Origin of the sequence: Crossiella sp. CA198 (assembly GCF_052078295.1) — a bacterium.
Lineage (GTDB): Bacteria > Actinomycetota > Actinomycetes > Mycobacteriales > Pseudonocardiaceae > Crossiella.
Window position 1 is genome coordinate 41,746 of the sequence record NZ_JBQJIM010000039.1, and the last position, 20,997, is coordinate 62,742.

A 20,997-nucleotide genomic window follows, 5' to 3' on the forward strand; every position below is an offset into this window, starting at 1 on the left:
GCGGCAGCCGAGGGGACACGTGGCGGACAAGGACAGTCCCGGGGAGCCGGGACGGGGGACGGCACCGGTACTCGCCGACGTGCGCAAGGAGTTGCTGGCCACGATCAGCGTGGTCCTCGCGGTGGCGGGCCTGGTGCTGCAGGCCAGACTGGCGCTGTGGCAGGGCGTCCGGGTGCTGGTGGCGGTCGTGCTGCTGCTGGCGGGGTTGTTCCTGCTGGTGTGGCTGGTCTGGGGCCGCAGGCACGGTGGTCACGGCAGGCCGGCGAGCGCATTGCTGGCGCTGAGCTGCGTGCTGACGGTGGGCGCCGGGTTGTGGCTGTGGCTGGCCGTTCCCGGCGGCACCGCCGGGCCACCGCCCACCGCGCTGCCCACGACCGGCGCCGGGCCGTCGAGCGGTCCGGCCACCGACGCCCCGCCCAGCTCGTCCACGGGCGCCTCGCCCAGTCCGGCACCCAGTCCCAGCGGACTGTCCGGGCGGCCACCGCCAGGGACCACGTCACCGGGCGGCGCATCGACGGAACGGCCGCTGCCCCCGACCACCAGCACTGGCCAGGACCGGCAGGACACCCCGGGGCCGGCCACCGGGCAGGCACCGCCGCCCAGCCATCAGCGCGAGGTCACGCTGAACACGACGCCGGGCGATGACTCGGTGTGGATGGACTACTGGCGGCAGCAGCATGAGCGTGACGGCGACCTGAACATGGACGGCGCCGGGATCACCACCGCGCTGGGCGCGCAGCTCGCGGTGATGGCAGGCGGCGAGCCGGACTGGTTCGCCTGCCGCAACGCCAAGGGCCTGACCGGCCGGGTGAACTTCAGCGCGCTGCGGGTCGGCACGCACCTGTGCGCCCGGAGCCGGGAGGGCCGCTACGCCCGGCTCCGGGTGATCGCGCTGCCGACCTCGCCCTCGGCCAACGGCCGGTTCATCTTCCACGGCCTGGTGTGGCACAAGGGCCCGTGACCCTGAGCTGGACTTATGACGACGGTGCCGAGTCTCGTCGAGGTGGTTCCGCACCGGCCCGCTGCCGTCGGTGGCGAGCTATGACCGGATTAGGCTCGTGTTGTGAAGCATGGACAGCTTCCACGCGGCGGGCGGCCAGCCGTTGCCCTGGTGGAGATTGAGGCCAGCATCGAGTCTGCCTGGCAGGCGTTCCAGGCGGGCTTTGACGTCGTGGCCGGCAGCCCGGAGGAGACAGCACTGGCCGAGGCAGTGCTGCAAGACCCATCCGAGTTCGAGTGGCGTGTCGTGGATGGCGCCCTGAACCGTCTTACCTGCCAGGACTGTCACAGCACCCTGGGCGCCGGCCGGGTGGGATGTCATCGATGCGACCAAGCGAACGGGTACCGGTTTGCCGCCAAGGAGATCGACCGCCCGCACGTGCCCCCTGGCAATGAGCACGCGATCCGCGTCGCATCCGCGGTAGCGCGAACCAGACACCGATACAGCCCTCGGGCGCGCTGCGGCTATGAACTGGCCCTCCCCGGTCTGCTCGATGGGGACCTGCCCACGACCGCCGAGGCGCAAGCGGGCAAGGCGGCGATCAACAAACTCAGTGACGCCGAACTGGACTCAGTCACGTCGCTCTCCGACGTACTGGCCCGGAGCATCACCGCGCCAGAATGACCGGCAGACCCAGCGAACACCTCGTCGTGCCGAGCAGGTGAGCGGTCAGGCCCCCGGCGAGTGATCTTGCCGGGGGCCTTCGTCGTTCCTCCGCGTACTCGTCACGGCGCGGCCCCGGAAACAGGTCATTCAGCCGCGGAGTTCCATCGTGCGGCGCTTCGGAATTTCGGCTGATCCGGCGCTGACCTGCACAATTAGGCAGTTTCGGACCCGCCTGGATAGGTGCCGTTCCGTGCCTGTTCCGTGCTCGACCCCAAGGACGTCAAGGGCGTGCGCTCCACGGGGCAGGCCCTGGCCTGACCGCGCATGCCCGTTTAGAGGTCGCAGAGGCTCCCGAGTCCAGGGTGGATCTCCGACCCATCGGCAGAGCCGACGCGTCAGCGCCCTTGACTCTGGAGGGGCGGCCTCGCAGGATGCACGCCCTTGACGTCCCCCAAGACCGGTGCCCTCAACCACTCGGCTACGGAACCCGGCTTCCCGTTGGCAAGCCTGTGGTCAACCCGTGTGCGAAGCATTGGGTTGTCCATGGGCGCGGCAGCCGAGCGCCCCAGCCCCGAGATATGCCGGCCGCCCTCGCGCTCGTACCGACTTCACCACCGCGGTTCCCTGTGGGGGACGCTCGGCCTCCTCCCTGCCGCGGGACGGTGCCCCATGCCTCGGCGGAGCGCCCGCGGACCGTTAGGTCCGCTTGGGCGCTCCGCACAACATCGGGGGCTCCGTCTTCCGCGGCAGGATGAGCACCAGGCCGAGCGGCCCCCGCAGGGGGCCGCCTTGAACAAGAAAAGAAACTCTGAACACACCGGCCACATCTACCTGGCGACGGGCATAGTTACCGCGATCGGATCGGGGATTTCCTTACAGGACACCATGAAGTGGCCTGGAAGACGGTGCCCGGACATGCTCTGTGCGAAGAAGTCATGCGCTGCTGCGGGCGCGAGTGTGACCACCTTGGGGATGTGACGGGTGAAGCCCTCCGGGAACTTGCCCAAGATCAGCGTGACCTCGGTAGCGGTGGCATCTCCGGCGTTCACCAGTCGATACCAGTTCGTCCGTGACCGCTCGATGATGAACTTCGGCGTTCGGGCGGCGTCCTTCTCCCTGGTCTCCTGGCGCTTGTCCAACCTCTTGTTGATCCGAGCGAAGAAGAATCCGAGGATGGCCCCACCGCCGATCTTGAGCACATCCGCCCACCACGGACCCATGACCCACCGCCCTCACTTCTGCACGTTCGCTGTGTGCAGTGTGGTCGGTGGACACGGCTGGGGCGTTACTTGGCAGCACTAGGGGATTTCAGTTGCACAAGGAAATAGTTCCATGCCTCTACACTGAAGACTAGCTGTGGCCCGGTTCGGTTTTTGCTGTCTCGCACACCAACTATCCCAGCCAGGACGAAGGAACATTCAACACAACCACCCCCGTCATTTCCTCCACTCCTAGTGCTTTTCCTCCAATAGTGCTGCTTGAAGGTTTTCATAGTTCCTGCAACTTTTTACGGATGAGTTCGAGTGTTTCTGTTGGGCTGTAGGCAATTTCCCGCAACCTGTCCATGACCCGCATGATTGCGTCGGTATCAGTTTTCTTCCTGAGACATTGAGACGCGCCGTACACAACTTGGGTGAACGCGATCCGCGCTGCCCCGGAAAATTCCAGCACAGAGAGTGCGCCGTCGCGGGCAGGATTGCGCGGGTCAGCCGTTTCAATCATGTGCATGCTGAGGTTGGGAAGTTCCTCGGCGAGGCCGACGATATACGCTAATTGACCCTTCATGATCTCGCTCGTGGATCGGTGAGTCAGTAAAGCTTCCTCGCTAAAGATCAATCTCAAGCTCTTTGGTGGCACTGACCGAAGAATGCTGTTTTGACGATCAAGCCTGGCCTTAACTCTGTTAGCGATGCCGTCCTCGGATGGTGGCCAAAAGACCCCATCACCTGCCGTGAGCAGCATCCGCATGTAGTCCGGTGACTGTATTTCCAGGGGCAAGAGACCGGCGTTGTAAGACCAAATAGCGGTGGCTTCAGATTCCATGTCGATCCGGCGTCGATGCTCAGGCGGAATGAGAGCCGTATGCTTGCGCGCTGATTCGGCGCGGGTCAGCCTGCGCCGCTTTCGCGCCCTATCGGCCAACTCATGCAGTGCTGTCGCTTCTTCCGCAGAGGCGTCCAGAAAGGTCAGAATTGCGGCAATTTCGTCGGCAGACAGACTGGTTTTGCCAGATTCTAGTTTGCTGATTCGATCACGCGTGAGTCCCGCTGCTTGCGCTACGGCTCCTTGTGTGACGCCTTTGCGCTTGCGTAACCGTTGGAGTTCCCCACCCAACCCCAGACGCGCTGACGTTTGGCGCGCGACTTTGCTGTCCACAACCCCCTGCCTCTCAACCACACGCAAGCGCAATTACTGAAAGTAGTTGCGCTGCCGTCGAACGGAATTTGCTTAATCCATTCGAATGACTTTTAGCCTGCACAGTGTCGGTTAGAGGGGGTTATGGGATATAACCGACACTGTGCAGCTAAAACTGCACGGCCAGGGCCGTATGCACTAACTCGATTCCTCACACGATCAGGTTAGTGCATCGGCTTTGTGCTTATCGGGGACAGCGATGTGGAGACCCATGGTTGACGGTCATGATTTCGAAATCAGTCATAAATGCAGGGTGCTCGTAGAACGATCTATCACCCATGATGACCGAGGCGCCTTCACTTACTATCTACTGGACGCCACAAAGCACGTGACCCTCAAGATTCCCGCCTCGGTGGTAAGGCAGATAGAAAAGCACAGGCGCCGAGAAATGTCCGAGTTCCGAGTAGTCCCACTAGATCAGCCTAGGGAAGGCCACGCGTAGCGCCCTAGCCTCAGATGGATGTCCGGGACGGCCGTACTCGTGATCGTCGTAGAACGCACCAGGCGGCATGCGGGAGGTTGTTGCCAAACTCGCGATACACGAGCTGACAGGCGCACGGGTCGGTGCCGTCAGCATGGATCACTTGTGGGTCGGTTTTCTCTTTGCCATGGGTTCATCGCGTCCTGGGAGAGTCGAGGCAAGATCAGCAAGCCGTACCAGTTATTGATCATTAGCCAGTAACGGGTGCGGTGGTGCCGAACCTATTGCGTGACACGCTTGGCATGTGCCAGCCTCACCGCCCTACGTTTGCCGAGGCCACCTGAGCGAGCATGCCACGCCAAAGACCTTGCCTTGCCGCACGCACCCGTTCCCGTGCTCGACGCTGGCCACTGCTGGCAACGTTTGCCCTGCTGGCTCTCCAGGTATTTCTGGGTGTTCCTGCTGGCGCGCAGTCCACCGAGTGTGCGCCTAATCCGGATCGGCCTGGTTCCGGTGTGGTCGGCGCCCTGGACCCCACCCCGGCCACTGCCGGAACCCCTGGCAGCGTCTACCACGAAAGCGGCTACGCCGGGCTGATCTGGCACCTGCACAATCCGCAATGCAAAGCCCCCACCTCCATCGCCGGTATGGACACCTGGGCCGGAAATCAGCTTTTCAACACGGCAAAAGTCGTCATCGGCACCACCAACGGACTGCACTACACCCTGAGCAATCAGGAATTAGCCAAGCCGTTTGATGACCTGATCACCACCGGCACCGCGGCGCTGTACAACCGGGTCACCGTTCCGCTGCTGGGGCTCGTGCTGATTGTTTCCTCGCTGATCCTGTTTCCGTTGATCTGGCGCGGCAATCTAGCCCGAATCAGCAGAAAAGCGTTGATGGCACTAGGCGGCTTGTGGCTCGCCTCGGCCACATTCTTTACCCCGCTGCTGTACACCCATGTTCTTGACAGAGTGTTGATTACCGGCACGTCGCAGGTACAAGCCGATCTGCTGTCCGCGGTCAGGATCGAGCAACAGCACACGCTACCGACGTTGCTGCACGAGTCGGTGGTGTACCGCAACTGGGTCAGCGGCCAGTTCGGCTCTCCCGACTCCGAGCAAGCCCAGCAGTACGCCCGCGACCTCGCCCGCAGCCAAGGATTCACCAAAACCGAAGCCGCCGCCGGCCAGGTGACCGTAGCGCAGAAAAAGCAGGACTATCTTGCCCTACGCGGCAAAATCGGTGACTCCACCGCCTATGCCGACGGCGGTAGCGGCGCCCGCACCGGCTACGGGCTCCTGGCCTTCCTGCAATCCGTCGTGTACGGCATGTTCCAGCTTCTAGTCAAGCTGGGCATTCTGCTCGCGCAGGTCATCTTGCGGGTAGTTGTTCTTGCTGGGCCGGTGCTCGGTTTGGTGGCGATCGTGCACCACGGCGTACTACGTGCCGTAGGGCGCGCGGTCGCCGCTGCCGTGTTCACCGCAATCCTGTTCGCAGTACTAGCAGGGGTACACACCCTGGCACTGAACTGGATTCTGGAAACCAGCAACGGCCTGTCCGCAGCGTTTGAAATGTTTCTGGCCACCGCGGTAGCCGCGGTACTTATCCTTGCAGGCAAACCACTTTTCCGAATCCGCCAACTCGCAGACCTGACAGCCGAGATAGCAAGCACCTCACTACCGGCTGTCCGTGGCGGATTCTGGGAACGGCTCCGACTGCCTTTTCCTCACCCACTGGCCTTAGCAGGCGGGGCAGCGATCCCTGGCATGCAAGCCGCGATCATTCCCAAAGGTCCGCGCCCAGAAACACATACTTTCGACACCAGCGCCCTCGACGACACCGTGGTTGTGTCGCATGGAGTCACCGTCAGAGCAAAAGACGGACACGAAAAAAAGTCAGGCGGCCCAGTAGTCTTTAAAGTCGCACCGTGGGCGACACCTGAACAAATTGTTCAGTATGAAGACTACGTTGCAGTGGCCAATGAAGCACTAGCCGCAGGGGCACTATCACGAACAGGGCGAGTTTCAACCACCAAGAATGCGCTATCCCTTGAGATAGAAACGGCAATTTACCGCGAAAAGGAACGCGCGAAGGCTGCGAAAACCCCGTACAAGGGGGTGGCCGGTCATGGGCCTGACGCTAGCTGGACAGGCCGAGGCGAAGCTTACAAGTGGATCGACATGGACTCCAGAGTGAACGGCTCCCTGGGAGGGCAGAACAGCCGCTATCGTATCGGCTACAAGCCCACCGTGTTCGCCCTCCAGTACGTCTCACAAGAGCAAGCAGACCAAGCAGCAGAGTACCGACGACGACGTGCCGAAGGAGACCCGCACGATGCCTAACCCAGGTCATGACGTGCCGCCGTGGCCGGACCTGATCGTCGCCATGGGCGAACTACGACGGAAAACGGCTCAGGCGAGCAACAACTTGTTCCGCTTCACTATCCCCCATGTCGCCGCAACACCCGAAGAGCTAGCCGCAGCAGAACACCGGCTAGGACATCCCCTAGACCCGCAACACCGGGCTTTTTTGAGCTACGGCAACGGATGGGACGAGTTCTTTCTCTATTACTACCTACTAGGAGCAAATGACCTTGGACAAGGTCCCACGTGGGAACTTTTAAACGAGTATCTTGATGACTTTTACGACTCGCTCCCTGACGACGTCAACTTCCCGCCACGTGACGAAATATATCCCATTACGTTCAACCCAGAAAGCGCTCAGATTTTTGCCATCTGGTGGGGTGGACCCATTGTTGACGGTGGACACCAAGTCGTTTGGATCCCCCTGGTCGATGGCGACTTGTACGACAACTTCTTCGAGTTCTATCAAGCTATTTACCAACACTACGAAAAGATTCTCGAAGAAGAGACGGCAGAGAAGAACCCAAACGTCAGCTAGGGCCACATTCTGGCAGCGAAACAGACGGCTACATCGCGGCGGTCATGGTCATCCCGACTGGAACACCGCCCCTTATAGGACAACATGAAGTACCATGAAAGGTGGCGCCCGGACACCACAAAGCATGTGTCGATCACATTACCCGCGCCTCGGCGGCACGGAAAATTAGTACGAGAATGCGTCAAGAGTTGGCGGATTTTCGAGTGGTTCCCGAGGTCAGCCGGAAGGTAGTCACGCGTAGCGAACTTCAGCTTCTAAATTCCAGCCACGGAACCGCGTACTTATTCACCGTAAGTCGCCAGGCAAGATAGTGATCAACCTCAACGCCCTGGACTAGTTCATGACTTGTCCAGGCTCCTTCGGCATTGTAATTCACCAGGACCACGGTTCTGTCGTCGAAAACCCAATAATCCTGGGGTGGCACAACATCGGGATGGGCTCCGAGGTCCAGGATTCGCACGTCTTCGCCTGCTTCGGCATTGGGTGGCAGTCCCCAGGCGAGTTCGTAGCGTTGGTAGTCGGTCAGCGGCCGGCGGAGGCACTTGACGCGCGTGACCGTCTTGCCCTGGCCTGACCACGTCCGCAAGTGTTCGTGCCACTCGGCGTTGTGCTCGGCAGGCCGCGGTTCCCCACGCAGGAAATCTCCCAAATAGCTGCGTTCGCCAGGGATGCGGTACACCAGGTGAGTTTCCAGCCGCCACGCGGTGCGCGTGAACTGCTCGAACAGCGTCCACAGGGCGTCACGGCCCAGCGCCGTGCGGCGCGGCGGCTCGGTAGAACCACCCGCCTGGTCGGCTGCAGCACGCTCGGCTCTCACACAGATGTGGATACCACGGTGCCCCTGCTGGCGCCTGGAGGTAGATCACACTCGCACGGACGCGGTTGGACGGCTGTCGGGCGGTTCAGAGGCCGAGGCGGTCCAGGATGTGCCGCAGGGTGATGCCGAGGGCTTGGGCGACGTGGTGCAGCTCGATCACGTCCAGGCGGCGCTGACCGGCCTCGTACTTGCTGACGAACGACTGTGGCTCATCGAGGCGTTCGGCTACTTGTACCTGGGTAAGTCCGGCCTCCAACCTCAGCGTCTGGAGTAGGGCGCAGAGCTGTTGATACTCGGCTGAGTAGATCGACTTCTCCACCCGATGACCGCACTACTCCACCTGCGGATATCCCAAAATCGGATATCGTGCGGCGGCTCGCCGACCCTGGCCATCGGGGATGGGACATACGACCCAGCTCGGCGGGCGTCGACAGCTCGTGCAGCGGGATAGGAGGACATATGGCGCGACGCCGCATTGTGCGTGATAGCCACACCGGAACGAGCGGAACGGTCGGCGGCGGGTGTAGTAGCCCACCGAAGAAAAAGTAACCACCCAACACAGTAATAAGGTCGGACCCCGAAGATGGTAGCTCCGGGGTCCGACCTGCAATTCTACCGATACCCCTGAATGCATTGTCGCCGTGTCGTACGATCCGGCGTTGTGGATGATGGTCAGGGTGGCTTATTACACCGGCTCTACCGAACCAAATTAACGCTGCTCGCGGTCATTCTCACTGTGGCGGGTCTTGCCTTGTTGGTGTTGGCTCAGGTCGATGGCATCAAGCAGATCGAGCTACTACCGCTGAAGGATCTGGGCGGCGCTTTGGTGAGCGCGGGCGTAATCGCGATTGCCTTGGATTACATGGAAGGGCGTGATTCCGAGGCGCGCACGCGAAGTCAACTTCGGTCGGTCATTGAGGAGATGGCTCCGGTTATTCGAGCGAGCGTGCTGGACGGGTTTTCCGCCACCGCTGAGGACTTCGAGCGGATAGCATCGGTCGATAAGACCATGCAGGTAGCGGAAAAGGCTTTAGCCGTAGGGCTAAAGCAGCCCGAGCTAGCTCGGGCTGTGGTCCAGAACTTACGTCGGCAAGTCGATCGCTCCGCGGTCACTAGCTCCGATACTCGCGTCTCGATCACTCTGACACCGTGGGCGGATGGACCGGCGACTGGTCCGCACGCGATGTTCGTCGCTGACTTCGTGTGGGAACACCACTTGGCCACGCTTCCGCGAATGGAGCGGTTTTATTGCGTGAGTGATCGTTCTCGCTACCGTGACGCTACCGCCGACCCGACTAGCCCTGTCGTTTGGTTTTTCCCTACCACTAAGGACATTTCTGCTGGCTCACCCGATGCTTTTGAGCTAGTGCGGTACGCCATCAACGGTGTCCCCCAGGACATTGGTGCCGAGCGTGACGCGAGCGGGCAGTGCCACACTGTGACACTGGATCAACAACAGGAAGCCACCGCACGTGGCTATCACGTCGCCTATCACTATCGCGTCCTGATTCCTCAGCACGGTCACGCTTTATCGTTCAGTCTGACCAAGCCCAGCAACAGCCTGTCGATCACGTTCACCCACCACCAGTGCAACATCAATAGCGTCAGTGCACACGAATTTTTTACTAGCGCACACCCTCCTCGCGTCTATACGAGCCCTGTCGGTGCGGTGGTGCCGACCATTACTGTGGGCTGCGATGACTGGGTTCTTCCCGGCTCGGGTGTCACATTCACCTGGACACTCAACCGAGAAATTGCTGTCCTGTAAGCACAATGAGACGCACGCTGCTTGATCATCATGCCGGTGGTGGCCGTCGTGGTGCTGGTCTTGACCGTGCCGGGTGGCCTAGCGGCGGGGGTACCGTAGGAGGAGCACCTGCCCCCGTGCCTGCTGGGAGGCACTTCGTGTACTTCGATGACCACGCCATGATCGGTAAGCGTGTCCGTGAGCTGCGGACCTGGCGCAAGCTTTCGCTGCGGGCGGTCGCTGAGCTGTCCGGTATCTCTGCGGGCTACCTGAGCCGTCTGGAGCGCGGGGAACGTGCGGTGACCAAACGCGCGGTGCTCGAAGCCTTGGCCGCGACGTTGCGGGTGTCCCCGACCGATCTGACTGAGCAGCCGTACCCGTCGTCCGATCCGGTCACCGCGGAAGCTCAAGCCGCCCTGGCCGAGGTGGAAGCAGCGCTGTCGGATTACGCGCTTGGCCAACCGCCGGACCTTGCCCCTCGCCCGTGGCCGCAGGTGGCGGCCGACCTGCACCGGCTCAACCACGAACTGCGCCCGGCCACCGATTACGCCGGGCAGGGGTTGTTGGTGCCTCGGCTGCTGGCTGATCTGCACGCCACCTACGTGGCCGATCCGGCACGGCGGTTCGAGGTGCTGCGGGGACTCATGCACGTCTACCACACCGCGGCGGTGTTGACGAAAAACCTTGGTGTGAAAGGACTTCCGCCGCTGGCAGCCTTCCACGCCCAACAGGTCGCCGAAGAACTCGGTACTCCGGAGTGGCTGGGTTTGGCGGCGTGGTTGCGTGGGCATGCTGCCGGGGCCACGGGGCGGGCTCGTCAGTACAACCTGTCGGTGAACTCGGCCAACGCACTGGCGGGCGATCTGGATTCACCCGAGGTCGCGCAGGTCTACGGGATGCTGCACCTCAACGCGGCGTTGGCCTGTGCTGCCCAGCGGCGGGAAGCCGACGCCATGGACCACCTGGCCGAGGCCGATGACATCGCCCAACGCCTGCTGCAGGACGTCGGTGGGTTCGGGCATCTGTACTTCGGGCGCACCAACGTCGGCATCTGGCGGGTATCGCTGGGCACCGAACTCGGCCAGGGCGGCAAGGTGATCGAACACGCCCGCACCGTACGACCAGAGCTGATCCCCTCGGCCGCGCGCCAAGCGATGTTCTACACCGACCTGGGCCGGACTCTGGCCAGTGACCGCAAGACCCGTGATCAGGGGGTGTTGGCGCTGCGCAAGGCCGAGGAGATCGCGCCGCAGCGCGTGCGGAACAACCCGTTCGTGCGCGAGACGGTGACGAACCTGCTTGCTCGTGCGCATCGGGAAGCGGTCGGACGTGAGCTGCGCGGGCTGGCGTACCGCATGGGGATGAGCGCTTAATCCATCCGGGTGTTGATCTCTGCTGTTGCCCGCGAGGCAACAAATACACCTCCTGGGCTTTTAGCGTGATCACGTCGCGGCCGGCACCCGGAATGCGGGTCGTGGCGCTCATGCGGCAGAGCCCGGACCTGGGCGCCCAGCCATTGCCCCCGAAGTGGTTGACGGGCGGACCCCGACAGGTCGCCGGGCTCGCTTGTCCGGGCTCTGCCGCTCCGCACGCTGCCGGAGGGCTCCCCCATGATCAAGAGGCGCGGGTTCAGCGTTCGTCAACCGGGCATCGCTGGTGCGCACCGACGTCGGTCCGATCTCGGCGTGCACACCAATGAGCTAGCCGCGCCCGATCCTGCATCGGCTCCACCGCCCCCACCATCAACAACGTCGTGGCTGCTCTCAGACATGCACCGATGGGCCAAGCAAGCCCAACGCGAACCAGTAGCCGGGGATTCCCCTGGATGGGCCTTGGAAATTTCGGCCGGCAGTTACGGGGTGATCCTGCGCCTGGTTGTCGGCGAGTGGTCAACCTCGGACTCGGTCACGGTCGGCTCGGTGATCACCGACCGGATGCACTACGGCAGAGCCGCGGTAGTCCTGGATAAGACGGTGGTCAAGTTGTTCCGCCGCGCCCGCTTGATCCGGCCCGGCATCGAGGTTCCCGCGGCGTTCCTGCCCGATGGTGGCGGCCGTGGATGACGGCGTGGGGCCGCTGCGGCGCCTGGTGCTCACCGGCTGGACCGGATCGCTGATCGGCAACCCCGCCAACCCGGAAGCGATCGCGTACCTGCGCGAGTCAGGCCACGCTCACGACGTCGTGGTGGTGTACGGGCCAGAGCACGCCGAAGCCGGGCGGTCGGTTGGCGGTCGGGTCGTGCGTCGTGCGGAGGGCACACCCTCGGACGTGGTGGCCTCGGTCTTGAGCTGGTGACCTGGCCGCGCGGGCTGATCATTGTCGCTGGGGATGTCCTTGTATCGACACACGTGGCATAATGGTGAACGTAAAGGAGGTGGCAACCATGACAGTATCGGAAACTCACCCCTATGAAGATCCCGATAGCCCAGAGGCAATCGTGCGACGCATGGGACCATTCCGCGCCCGATCTTTACGGGAAATGGCGTTGCTGGCTCCAGAAAATGCCTATGAGCCGGGCGAGCATGAAGAGTTCTTGGCATGGCTGACTCAGGAGCGTCACGCTAATCCGGCATAATTCGGTGCGTGCCTTTTATTGTCCTCGATACCGACGTGACGTCGAATTTGTATAAGCGGAATCTTCCCGCTGATCTAGAGGACAAGCTCAAGCAGTACGAGCCGACCATTACATTTATCACTGCGGCAGAGATGCGCCAATGGGCGGTAGTACGCAAATGGGGACAAGCGCGCACGGGTGCATTGGCCCACTGGCTGCGAATGTTGCCAGTATTTGACTCGACACTGCGTATCTCTACCACGTGGGGCGATATTTCTGGGCGTGCCCGGATTGTGGGTCGGCCGACGCCTCACAACGATACGTGGGTGGCCGCGGTCTGCCTCACGCACGGTCTGCCGCTGCTGACGCAGAACGTCAAGGACTTTCAACACTTTGCCGATCATGAGGGTCTAAAAATTGTCACCGCATGACCGCCTGCGGTGACAATTTCTAGTACAGCCCATCGTGTTTTAGTGGTATTTCCAGTCGTGGCCGGTTCCTCGGTACTGCTCGACGGGAATGGGTTCAACGCCGGGCTCCATGAGGTCGGTGTACAGACGCCCTTCGAGGTGGTCAATCTCGTGCGCGACCAGACGTGCTAGACCGCGCTGGAATGTGGTGATGTGCGGTGTGCCGTTGAGGTCGGTGTGTTCGACCTGTATGGCAAGCGGCCGAGGAACCATCCCGCGTACATCGAAAAACGACAGGCAGCCTTCGTATTGTTTGTCGAATTCGCTGGTAGCGTCGATGATCCGAGGGTTCAGCAGGGTAATCAGTTCGCCCGCGGCGGTGCGGACCACAGCAGCAGCGCGGGGGATGTTGATCTGAGGGGCTGCAACACCCATGCCCTTGGAAAACACGTGAACGTTCTGCACGCGCGCCATGCAGGTGTGTAGTTCGGTGATCACCCGGCGGGCTTCGGCTGCCTCGGCGGGCAAGTCAAACGGCAGGGCTGTGTGCGCCAAAATGTCCGCACCCACCTGGACAATACCCAGGTCGGCCATACTTTGAGCCGGGCTAATTTGCACGATATCGTTCTCTTTTTCTGGATCGGCTTTGAAATGCCACTCCAGCCTATACCGCGCATCCAGGGGCGGATCATCTGTCGTCCAGACATACAACGCTCGATCACCGTTGACGATCCGGTGAATGGGCGTGCGAAACGGCATCTGATAGACCGCCGCGGTCGTTTCTTTGCCCCATACCGCAGGCGAGAGATCCATCGGGAAATCCAGCGTCACCGTCAGCTTTTTGGTGGGCAACCGGATAGCCCGCTGGAACCACGGCCCCCACTTCCGCGCAGGCACACGGAAACAATAAACGATTTGGGCAGTTTCACCGGGATACAAGGGAAACTGCATCTTCTGATTCTTGAACAGCAGGTACAGTTCTTTGATGGCGTCGTGGTCGGCTTTGACCTGCCATGACATCGGCTCACCGTTACAGTGGGCTTCGAGTTGAATTTCTTCCCACAGCAACGGGTCGTTGCGGTACAAGGTTTTGTAGCGGTCAGGCTGATCCGGGTACCGGTTAACCGAGATACGAATCGGATACCGCTCAACAGGCTCCAGGGAATTGTTCACCAGCGTGCGCTGAACTGTGATGACGAATTCGCCGTCGTTGTAGGCCAGCGTTGTATCTTCATGCTCGTTGATGAGTCCATGGCCGATGCCAGCACTGTCCGATGTGGACTGTTCCTGATCCTCTAGCCGTCGATCGGATTCCCATGCTCGATACAGCAGACCACCAGCGGCCAGGATGGCATCTGCTTTGCGGACAAAGTCAGCAGGGGGCCGCTTCTTTCCGTTTTCGATCTTGTTGATGTAGCTACGGTCGTAACCGAGTCTTTTTCCTAGCGCTTCTTGGGAATGTCCTCGCAGATCCCGAAAAACCTTGAACTCGGTGGGGAAGTCGTCATCGTCGGGCACTGCTCCTCGTCTCTCTCCCCCTCGGATGTGACACAAGGTGTGACCAAGAAAGAGTCACAGGTGGTCACACTGTGACTGTTTGTTGGTGACTGCTCGGCACATCTGACGGCACGTGCGCTCGTGATGGTTCCGTTGAAGCATGACAGCGAACGAGAAAAACCCATACGGGCTAACGACTTTTATGATCTTCCAACTCCGCCACACGTTCCGTGAGTGCGGTCACATGTGCCTCCAATTGACCCACACGAGCGGCCAGCGCGTGTACGTCACCGGGCGCAGTCGGCTCGTCCGAGGGGAGTGCATCAGCGACAAATGCGCCCCCCGCACGGGAGGGCAACAGGTACCCGAGACTGCTCAGTTCGCTGATCGCCTTGCCCGCGGTGGTCTGTGTCGTGTCGTACTCGTGCGCCAGGGCACGCAAGCTCGGCAGGCGCGTACCTGGCGGGAACTCGCCGCTGCGGATGCGTCGGATCACGTCGCGGGCAAGCTGCTGGTACGGCCATCCCGGCCCACTGAGCTGCATATGTCCACTGTATCGACCCCGCGCTAGCACGCACTAGGGCACGCGGCAGGGGTCGCTGACACCTCTTACCGTATGCCCTATTGCGCCCTAGGGCGCTCTATGGCAAAGTAGGTCAGGCAAGGCCAAATATAGGAGGAGACATGGCGCTGCAGAACATCCCGGTGGCCCTGGCTGGTTTCCGGCTGCTGGTGACCGAGGCACCCACGGTCAAGGTCCGTGAGCTGGACAACGGTGAGTTGGCGCCGGTGGTGGACCGGCGTACCGGTGTGGAGCAGTACGTGATCACGGTGTTCGCCAAGCCGCTGCCGACCGCAGACGGCCGGCGTCCGGGCAAGGGTGAGGAGATCAAGGTGAACCTGCCTGCCGACCCCGGCCCCGGCTTCGAGGAAGGCACCTACGTGGAGCTGGTCGCGCCGGTGCTGAACACCTACGAGATGCGCAACGAGGCGGGTGTGATCACCGCGTCAGGTTTGTGGTGGAAGGCCGAGGGGCTCAAGCCGGTCTACCGCGAAGCTGCCGCTTAGCAGGGATTCCGCGGGCTTGCCAACGCAACTGACCCGCTCTGCTCTATTTTTCTTCTCCCCCAACGGTTTCTAAGCCGTGTTTGTGGGCTGCGTGTTCTTTGAGAATTCCACAGTGTGGTCGAGCCATGCCTAAAACCGGTGCCCCGTGTGTGGGGTGCCCGGAAGTGAAGGCAATCCCGGATCGTCGTAGTGGTGCTCCGGGGTTGGCCTTGGTTTCCGTTACACAGAAAGGACAACAGGCTATGGCGACGGACCTTTTTGGGCAGGAGGTAGTTGAGCCTGCGCCACGCCCAGGGCGTGCGGGTGGGGTGGTCAACGACATTGGCGCTGTCCTGGCGGTGGTGACCGATGCGTTGGGGTCGCTGCTGGTTCTGGGTGGGGCGGCTGGGCGGGTCTATCGCAAGTGCGACACCGACCGAATACAGGTTGCCCCGCGGCATACCGGCGAGGTCGTGAACCAGTTGCTTCGTCAGGGTTTTCTCATCCTGGGTGATGAGGTGCGTCTGCGGTGTGGGGCGGTGGTGATGTCGGTGACGCTGCTGGCCGTGCCGCGTTCCACCCAACGGTTGTTACCCCGCTGGGAAGACCTCGCTGATCGTGTTGCCAAGCAGAAACGTAAGGGAGGCAACAACAATGGATGAATCAGATGGGCGCGAGTGGGAGTCGGACTTTCGGGGTGCGCTCTCGATCGGCACGGTGGCTCTGGTCGTCAAGGACATCAAGCAGACACCGCACGTGTTGTGCATCCGCTCGGGCTTGCCGTACGCGGTGGACGGATCGAACCGGTGCAGCCCGGTGCCCCGCTGGAAGGCCGAGGCGATCAAGACCATGGTGGAAGTTGATGTGCTGACCGTCGGGAGTCTCATCCGGGTTCGCTATGGCTTGGATCGGTTGTGGATGTACGAGCTGTGCGTGGCTGGTGATGTCAGCAAGGAGCTTTCTGCGCTGGCGCGCTCGCATGCCATCACGATGCTGGAAAACCATTGTCGCCGCGAGGGTAAGGACACCTAACGATCGGGAAAGGTAAGGGAGGGAAGAACAATGTCGAACTCTCAGGAGGCGGATTTAGCCGCGGTGATGGCGGCGGTGCGTGCTGCGGCGGGGGTAGGTTCCTCGGTGTTGGTTCTCAACACGATCAGCAGCGGACCTCATGCCATGGTGGGGCGTTCCCAGCGTTCCTATCGAATTGATGGCCCCGATGGTGCGGCGTGTGAGCTGCCGCGCTGGCAGTGCGAACACATCCGGGATCTGGTCGCCAAAGACGTTGTGGCACTGGGTGATTTAGTGCACATCACGTGTGGCGGTGAACGATTGTTGGCCTCACGGTTGATGATTCCGCCGCGCACACACGAGCTGATGCCGCGTATGGCCATGCACGCGGTACAAGAAATGGCGCGCACCGCGCACGAACAGGAGGAGTGATGCAGGAGAAAGAACCGGCCCCGGAGCTTGCGAATCTGGTGGCCGATATGGAGTCGGTGGGTTGGGCCGCGATCATCATCGACCGTGTGGGCAAACATGTGTACTTCTACTGTCCGGATCGTCGTCAGGCGTACTTCTGGGGCGGGATGGGTTCGGTGTGCAGCAAGGTTCCTCGCTGGGAGTCTGATTCGATTGCTGAGCTGGTGGACAAGGAGATTCTTATCCTTGGCAGGGAGGAGAAGATTATGTGTGATTACAGATACTTCCAAGCTCGGCAACTGGTGGTCGCTGATGATGCGCAGCAGGATATTTCTGAGGCTGCTGTGTGGGTTACGCAGCGGGTAGCCATGGCCACGAAAGTCCATCGGACTCAGAACCATGAGGAGGCGTGATGGGTGTGCGGTTGAGTGCAGCGCAGCAGCGGTACGCAACCTTCGTTGCCGCGCTGGACCTTTTGACCGAAGAGTTGGCGTGTTTTCGCCGGTTCATCGTGCTCATGACCCAGCGGCGGACGCCTGCGGGTGGGTGGCGGATGGCCTCCCCGGATGAGTTGGTTGTGCTGTATGGCAAGGCGTGCGCGGATCTGGAAGCGTTGAAGTTGCAGGCGATTCGGTATGAGGCGGAGCTGACTGCTCGGGAATGGCAGGTGTGAGATGTCGCGTCAACTCGATGTGGCACTGTCCGATATGGACAGGGCCATGAAACTGGTGCGGGATGCCCTGGCCGGAATCCCGTTCAACCGCAAGAGCTTCCTCGGGCTGCATGATGCACTCACGCAGTCCATGGCCGTGTTGACCGTGGAAACCTCGCACGCACGCGCCCAGCTCCCCCGCTAGAAGCAAGCGACAAGCTCACGTTTGTTGTTGCTGCGCACCGTATCTGTTCCCCAGGCTCGGCCCGATCGTGGCTGTCCTGGTGGGCGTTGCGGTCGGGCCGAGCCCTCCCCCTTGGTGAAAGGGATGGTGAGGTCATGTCCGAGCGTAAGGCCGTTCACCTCGGCCTGCTGTACTTGTTCGCGGTCCTTGCCGCGTCGCTGTTTTTCCCTGTGCTCGCCCCGATTCTCGGTCTTGCGCTGCCCGTGGCCGCTGTGGTGGTGCGGATGTGTCTGCGCCGATCGGCAGGTGGGTGATCATGGGCAAGACCGATCAGACCAAGCGCACGATGGGCGCGGAGTTCAAAGCGGCCCTGTGGCTTGTTCGGCATCCCGGCATCCTCGCGGCACCGACCGCGCTAGGTGTTGCGTGCGCCGAATTTGGTTACACCCCAACAGGTCTTGCTACTGCTGGTGTGGCTGCGGGGGTGGGCGCCTGGTATCGGGCGCACCCTGGTTCCTTTGACGCCTATGCGGCTCCGGTGCTGCGCTCGCTGCGTCAGCGCTGGGCAGGGGCGTTTGCGGGTCGGCGGTGGCATGACCTGCTCGATGCCTGCGGCCTGGTGGTCCAGCACCGGCGCACCGGGGAGCTGCACTACCCCCGTGTGCTCAAGGTTCGTGCGCTCACGCCGTCGGTCACCTCGACCTATGTCCGGCTGCCGGTCGGGCAGGCCGCGGTGGACTATGAATCCAAACTGGTCCATCTGGCTGCGGGGTTGAACGCGCAACGGGTTGCCCTGGAACAGGTTTCCCCTCGGGTGGTGGCGTTGGTGACGCAGTGGACCGAGCCGTTCACCTACCTCATCCCGGCCCCGGACATGCCCCGTGCCGCTGAGGACGTCGATTTCACCCGGCTGTATGTGGGGGAAGATGAGTTCGGGCGGGACTGGTACCGACGTCTGGACGGCACCCACACGTTGACCGCGGGGGCGACCGGTGCGGGCAAGAACAGCCTTCCGGCTGCCACGTTGCGGGCGCTGGCCCCCGCCATCCGAGACGGCCTTGTCCGGGTGTGGGTGTGCGATCCCAAGCAGCTTGAGTTCTCCTGGATTCAGCCCATGATTCCACCGGGCTGCTACGCCACCGATCCGGACTCGTGCGCGGAGTTGATTCAGTCCTTTGTGGAGGACATGGAGGCCACCCAGCGGCGGATGCAGCGTGCCCGGCTTCGCAAGGTGCCGATCAGCCGGGAGTATCCGCTGAACTATCTGATCGTCGATGAGATCGGCACTTTGTTGGCCTACAACCCGATGCGGGCACGGGAAATCTCCGGCCTGCTCTCCCGCGCCACCTCCATGGGTCGGGCCACCCACCACGTGGTGGACGCCTACGTTCAAGAGCCGTCCAAGGACGTGGTCGAGGTGCGTGAACTGTTCCCCACCCGGCTGTGCCTGCGGGTGACCAGCTCCACCCACCCGGACATGGTGCTAGGTGATGGTGCGCGGGCTCGTGGTGCGATCGCCGATCAGATCCCGGCGGTGGCCGAGACTGCCGGCATTGGGTTCGTGGTCAACGAACGCACCCGCACACCGCTACGGGTACGCCTGGCCTACAGCGACGATGCGGACCTGGCCGAACTGGTCCAGTTCGTCAAGCCCAACCCGAAGTTACGGGCCGCCTGAAACCCATTCCGCGGCGTCTTCCCGGCCTGTGTTCCCCTTTTTTCCTTACCTACCAACGGCTTTGCCGCCTGGAGGCTGCCATGTCTTCCCCCTCATATGATCACCCCGGCTATCTCGGCTACCGGACGCTGCTGAACGCGCTGTTCGGGCCGACTCGGCAACGTCCGGCCTGGCACCGGCTCGCCGCGTGCGCCACCCGGTCGGGTCGAAGTCCGCACCTGGACCGCAACCGAGTACGGGAGGCCAAGGCCATCTGTGCGGGGTGTCCAGTGCTGGCGCAGTGCCGAACCGATGCCCTGACCCGTGAAGCGGCTGATCGTCAGGAACGGGACAACACCGTCGGTGTGCTCGGCGGGATGAGCGCCGCAGAACGCCTGGCCTATCACCGTCGGCACACCACCGACGAGGCGGCCTGATCCGGTGCCGGTCTGACCCAGCAGCACACCTCAACCAGAAACCGTTGCCCCACAACATCAAACTCTGTGAGGACTCGATGCGTCCCATCCTGTTAGTTGGCTTGTCCTGGCGTGGTGTGCTGCGGCTGCTGCTGGCACTGCTGGTCACTGTCGCAGCGATCGCCGGTACCTACCTGGTGCTCGGTGTGGCCAGCGCCGTCGTCGTGGCCCTGGTCGCTGGATACCTGATCTGCTCGGCGATCTCGGCCTTGCGCCGCTAACACCTTCCCCTCAATCACCGTCCACAACGGACAGGAAGGAGGTTTTTCCGTTGTCTGACAACAACACCAATGCCCCACCTGGGAACATTCAGGAGTCAGCACGGGATTCCCCCGGTGTGACTCGGCGGGTCCGCCGTCTACGTGAGCAGCTGCGCGAATCCCATCGGCTGCATGCTCTGGCTGCTGATCCGCTCTTGCAGGCAGTCACCATGGATCGGCTGCGGGTCAGCTTGATCCGCTCGATGTGGCTGTTTCTGGTGTGCGGCTTGGGATACACCACGGTTGGGGTACATGACTTCCTGGCCGGTGGCCTCTCCGCGGCTGATCCGGCGTGGTGGGGCGCGTGGTTGGTCGAACCGTGCTTCGCCGGTGTCCTGATTACGGTGTTGCGGTGGGAAGCCGAAATGCTCGCGCGTGGCGTTGCGACCGCGTACAAGGCGGTGCATCGGCTCAAACACCTGCTGTTGGCCTCGACGCTGATCATGAATGTGTGGTCAGCGCTGGCCCCGGCTACCGGTTCGCCGTCGGCGGGGTCGGTGTTCGTGCACATCGTGATTCCGCTGGTCGTGTACCTCGTCGCTGAGGTCATTCCGCACATGCAAAGCGCCTGCGTGCAGGCCCGTGACCGCCTAGCCCCGGTTGCCGCGTCGGCGTCCTCGGCGTCGCCCTCGCCGGTACCTAGTGCCGTGGCCACGTCTCCAGTCCCGGTGTCGGCTGCTTCATCGGCGGGGCTGTCCGAGTCGATGCGCTCCAAACTCGCCGCGGTCCATCGGGACGCTGCTGGTGCGGGCCGTGCGGTCACTGCACACGAGATCGCCGAACGGCTGCGGGTGCCGCTGCACTACGCGACGCGCCTGCTCTCCGAGCCGCCTTCGGTTCCGTCGTAAGTCGTCTTCTTTTTGTTGGCAGGGCACGACATTCGCGTGCACCCTGCCTCTGCCCGCCGTGTCGTGCCCCTGAACCGTAC

General features: G+C 62.2%; 29 protein-coding genes. 22 read left to right on the forward strand and 7 right to left on the reverse strand.

All coding sequences use genetic code 11. The annotated features are described in order from the left end of the window. Window positions 1-19: 19 nt before the first annotated feature. Both ACTOWY_RS40765 and ACTOWY_RS40770 read left to right on the forward strand, forming a co-directional pair. The gene (locus ACTOWY_RS40765) at window positions 20-961 is read left to right on the forward strand and encodes a hypothetical protein (RefSeq protein WP_441314943.1); all 942 of its coding nucleotides are present in this window, start codon (window positions 20-22) and stop codon (window positions 959-961) included. 102 nt (window positions 962-1,063) lie between these two features. Continuing rightward, a complete protein-coding gene (locus ACTOWY_RS40770) occupies window positions 1,064-1,624 on the forward strand; it encodes a hypothetical protein (RefSeq protein WP_441314944.1) in 561 nt (186 codons plus the stop codon). 809 nt (window positions 1,625-2,433) lie between these two features. Here the strand turns inward: ACTOWY_RS40770 and ACTOWY_RS40775 are convergent. The 3 genes from ACTOWY_RS40775 to ACTOWY_RS40785 all read right to left on the reverse strand — a co-directional run bounded on the left by ACTOWY_RS40775 (window position 2,434) and on the right by ACTOWY_RS40785 (window position 3,982). Further along, window positions 2,434-2,805: a hypothetical protein gene (locus ACTOWY_RS40775; protein ID WP_441314945.1), complete on the reverse strand. Its 372-nt coding sequence runs from the start codon at window positions 2,803-2,805 to the stop codon at window positions 2,434-2,436. 86 nt (window positions 2,806-2,891) lie between these two features. After that, the gene (locus tag ACTOWY_RS40780; RefSeq protein ID WP_441314946.1) at window positions 2,892-3,098 is read right to left on the reverse strand and encodes a DUF397 domain-containing protein; all 207 of its coding nucleotides are present in this window, start codon (window positions 3,096-3,098) and stop codon (window positions 2,892-2,894) included. Further along, a complete protein-coding gene (locus tag ACTOWY_RS40785; protein WP_441314947.1) occupies window positions 3,095-3,982 on the reverse strand; it encodes a helix-turn-helix domain-containing protein in 888 nt (295 codons plus the stop codon). Before ACTOWY_RS40785 ends, ACTOWY_RS40780 begins: the two co-directional genes overlap by 4 nt. A gap of 975 nt (window positions 3,983-4,957) precedes the next feature. On the opposite strand from ACTOWY_RS40785, the gene ACTOWY_RS40790 reads away from it, so the two are divergent. Next, window positions 4,958-6,787 carry a hypothetical protein gene (locus ACTOWY_RS40790; protein WP_441314948.1) on the forward strand — a complete coding sequence of 610 codons (1,830 nt, stop codon included), beginning with the start codon at window positions 4,958-4,960 and terminating at the stop codon, window positions 6,785-6,787. Then, window positions 6,759-7,346, forward strand: coding sequence for an SMI1/KNR4 family protein (locus ACTOWY_RS40795; RefSeq protein ID WP_441314949.1), 588 nt, complete (start codon window positions 6,759-6,761; stop codon window positions 7,344-7,346). The genes ACTOWY_RS40790 and ACTOWY_RS40795 overlap by 29 nt, the downstream gene beginning before the upstream one ends. Before the next feature lie 247 nt (window positions 7,347-7,593). Here the strand turns inward: ACTOWY_RS40795 and ACTOWY_RS40800 are convergent, their stop codons facing one another. Both ACTOWY_RS40800 and ACTOWY_RS40805 read right to left on the reverse strand, forming a co-directional pair. Then, window positions 7,594-8,163 (reverse strand): DUF6879 family protein, encoded by a 570-nt coding sequence (locus ACTOWY_RS40800; protein WP_441314950.1) that lies wholly within the window; start codon window positions 8,161-8,163, stop codon window positions 7,594-7,596. 85 nt (window positions 8,164-8,248) lie between these two features. Continuing rightward, window positions 8,249-8,482 (reverse strand): helix-turn-helix domain-containing protein, encoded by a 234-nt coding sequence (locus tag ACTOWY_RS40805; RefSeq protein ID WP_441314951.1) that lies wholly within the window; start codon window positions 8,480-8,482, stop codon window positions 8,249-8,251. 342 nt (window positions 8,483-8,824) lie between these two features. Between ACTOWY_RS40805 and ACTOWY_RS40810 the strand changes: the two genes are divergently transcribed. The 6 genes from ACTOWY_RS40810 (at window position 8,825) to ACTOWY_RS40835 (ending at window position 12,895) form a co-directional block, all read left to right on the forward strand. Further along, window positions 8,825-9,931: a hypothetical protein gene (locus tag ACTOWY_RS40810; RefSeq protein WP_441314952.1), complete on the forward strand. Its 1,107-nt coding sequence runs from the start codon at window positions 8,825-8,827 to the stop codon at window positions 9,929-9,931. Window positions 9,932-10,068: 137 nt separating this feature from the next. Next, complete coding sequence (locus tag ACTOWY_RS40815) at window positions 10,069-11,283, forward strand: helix-turn-helix domain-containing protein (RefSeq protein ID WP_441314953.1); 1,215 nt, start codon at window positions 10,069-10,071, stop codon at window positions 11,281-11,283. A gap of 459 nt (window positions 11,284-11,742) precedes the next feature. Then, entirely contained in the window at window positions 11,743-11,973 is a 231-nt protein-coding gene (locus ACTOWY_RS40820; protein WP_441314954.1) for a hypothetical protein, read from the forward strand. Then, window positions 11,966-12,205 (forward strand): hypothetical protein, encoded by a 240-nt coding sequence (locus ACTOWY_RS40825; protein WP_441314955.1) that lies wholly within the window; start codon window positions 11,966-11,968, stop codon window positions 12,203-12,205. The genes ACTOWY_RS40820 and ACTOWY_RS40825 overlap by 8 nt, the downstream gene beginning before the upstream one ends. 88 nt (window positions 12,206-12,293) lie before the next feature. Further along, on the forward strand, window positions 12,294-12,485 hold the full coding sequence (locus ACTOWY_RS40830) for a hypothetical protein (RefSeq protein WP_441314956.1): 192 nt from the start codon (window positions 12,294-12,296) through the stop codon (window positions 12,483-12,485). Window positions 12,486-12,493: 8 nt separating this feature from the next. After that, entirely contained in the window at window positions 12,494-12,895 is a 402-nt protein-coding gene (locus ACTOWY_RS40835) for a PIN domain-containing protein (protein ID WP_441314957.1), read from the forward strand. Between the two features lie 39 nt (window positions 12,896-12,934). Here ACTOWY_RS40835 and ACTOWY_RS40840 read toward each other — a convergent pair whose 3' ends face one another. Continuing rightward, window positions 12,935-14,392 (reverse strand): peptide deformylase, encoded by a 1,458-nt coding sequence (locus tag ACTOWY_RS40840; RefSeq protein ID WP_441314958.1) that lies wholly within the window; start codon window positions 14,390-14,392, stop codon window positions 12,935-12,937. A 169-nt stretch (window positions 14,393-14,561) separates the two neighbouring features. Next, a complete protein-coding gene (locus ACTOWY_RS40845) occupies window positions 14,562-14,915 on the reverse strand; it encodes a winged helix-turn-helix domain-containing protein (protein ID WP_441314959.1) in 354 nt (117 codons plus the stop codon). Window positions 14,916-15,055: 140 nt separating this feature from the next. Here ACTOWY_RS40845 and ACTOWY_RS40850 point away from each other — a divergent pair, with 140 nt between their 5' ends. From ACTOWY_RS40850 to ACTOWY_RS40905, 12 genes are all read left to right on the forward strand, one after another. Continuing rightward, the gene (locus tag ACTOWY_RS40850; protein ID WP_441314960.1) at window positions 15,056-15,439 is read left to right on the forward strand and encodes a hypothetical protein; all 384 of its coding nucleotides are present in this window, start codon (window positions 15,056-15,058) and stop codon (window positions 15,437-15,439) included. 308 nt (window positions 15,440-15,747) lie between these two features. Beyond that, the gene (locus ACTOWY_RS40855) at window positions 15,748-16,080 is read left to right on the forward strand and encodes a hypothetical protein (RefSeq protein WP_441314961.1); all 333 of its coding nucleotides are present in this window, start codon (window positions 15,748-15,750) and stop codon (window positions 16,078-16,080) included. Beyond that, the gene (locus ACTOWY_RS40860; RefSeq protein WP_441314962.1) at window positions 16,073-16,450 is read left to right on the forward strand and encodes a hypothetical protein; all 378 of its coding nucleotides are present in this window, start codon (window positions 16,073-16,075) and stop codon (window positions 16,448-16,450) included. Before ACTOWY_RS40855 ends, ACTOWY_RS40860 begins: the two co-directional genes overlap by 8 nt. A 30-nt stretch (window positions 16,451-16,480) precedes the next feature. Beyond that, the gene (locus tag ACTOWY_RS40865; protein WP_441314963.1) at window positions 16,481-16,861 is read left to right on the forward strand and encodes a hypothetical protein; all 381 of its coding nucleotides are present in this window, start codon (window positions 16,481-16,483) and stop codon (window positions 16,859-16,861) included. Beyond that, window positions 16,861-17,253: a hypothetical protein gene (locus tag ACTOWY_RS40870; RefSeq protein ID WP_441314964.1), complete on the forward strand. Its 393-nt coding sequence runs from the start codon at window positions 16,861-16,863 to the stop codon at window positions 17,251-17,253. Before ACTOWY_RS40865 ends, ACTOWY_RS40870 begins: the two co-directional genes overlap by 1 nt. Next, window positions 17,253-17,513: a hypothetical protein gene (locus ACTOWY_RS40875; RefSeq protein ID WP_441314965.1), complete on the forward strand. Its 261-nt coding sequence runs from the start codon at window positions 17,253-17,255 to the stop codon at window positions 17,511-17,513. The genes ACTOWY_RS40870 and ACTOWY_RS40875 overlap by 1 nt, the downstream gene beginning before the upstream one ends. Window position 17,514: 1 nt before the next feature. After that, window positions 17,515-17,697, forward strand: coding sequence for a hypothetical protein (locus ACTOWY_RS40880; RefSeq protein ID WP_441314966.1), 183 nt, complete (start codon window positions 17,515-17,517; stop codon window positions 17,695-17,697). Window positions 17,698-17,831: 134 nt separating this feature from the next. Next, entirely contained in the window at window positions 17,832-17,990 is a 159-nt protein-coding gene (locus ACTOWY_RS40885; RefSeq protein WP_441314967.1) for a hypothetical protein, read from the forward strand. Between the two features lie 2 nt (window positions 17,991-17,992). Continuing rightward, on the forward strand, window positions 17,993-19,354 hold the full coding sequence (locus ACTOWY_RS40890) for an FtsK/SpoIIIE domain-containing protein (protein ID WP_441314968.1): 1,362 nt from the start codon (window positions 17,993-17,995) through the stop codon (window positions 19,352-19,354). An 80-nt stretch (window positions 19,355-19,434) separates the two neighbouring features. Next, window positions 19,435-19,770 (forward strand): WhiB family transcriptional regulator, encoded by a 336-nt coding sequence (locus ACTOWY_RS40895; protein WP_441314969.1) that lies wholly within the window; start codon window positions 19,435-19,437, stop codon window positions 19,768-19,770. Window positions 19,771-19,886: 116 nt separating this feature from the next. Further along, on the forward strand, window positions 19,887-20,030 hold the full coding sequence (locus tag ACTOWY_RS40900; RefSeq protein WP_441314970.1) for a hypothetical protein: 144 nt from the start codon (window positions 19,887-19,889) through the stop codon (window positions 20,028-20,030). 209 nt (window positions 20,031-20,239) lie between these two features. Continuing rightward, window positions 20,240-20,917: a hypothetical protein gene (locus ACTOWY_RS40905; RefSeq protein ID WP_441314971.1), complete on the forward strand. Its 678-nt coding sequence runs from the start codon at window positions 20,240-20,242 to the stop codon at window positions 20,915-20,917. Window positions 20,918-20,997 lie beyond the last annotated feature (80 nt).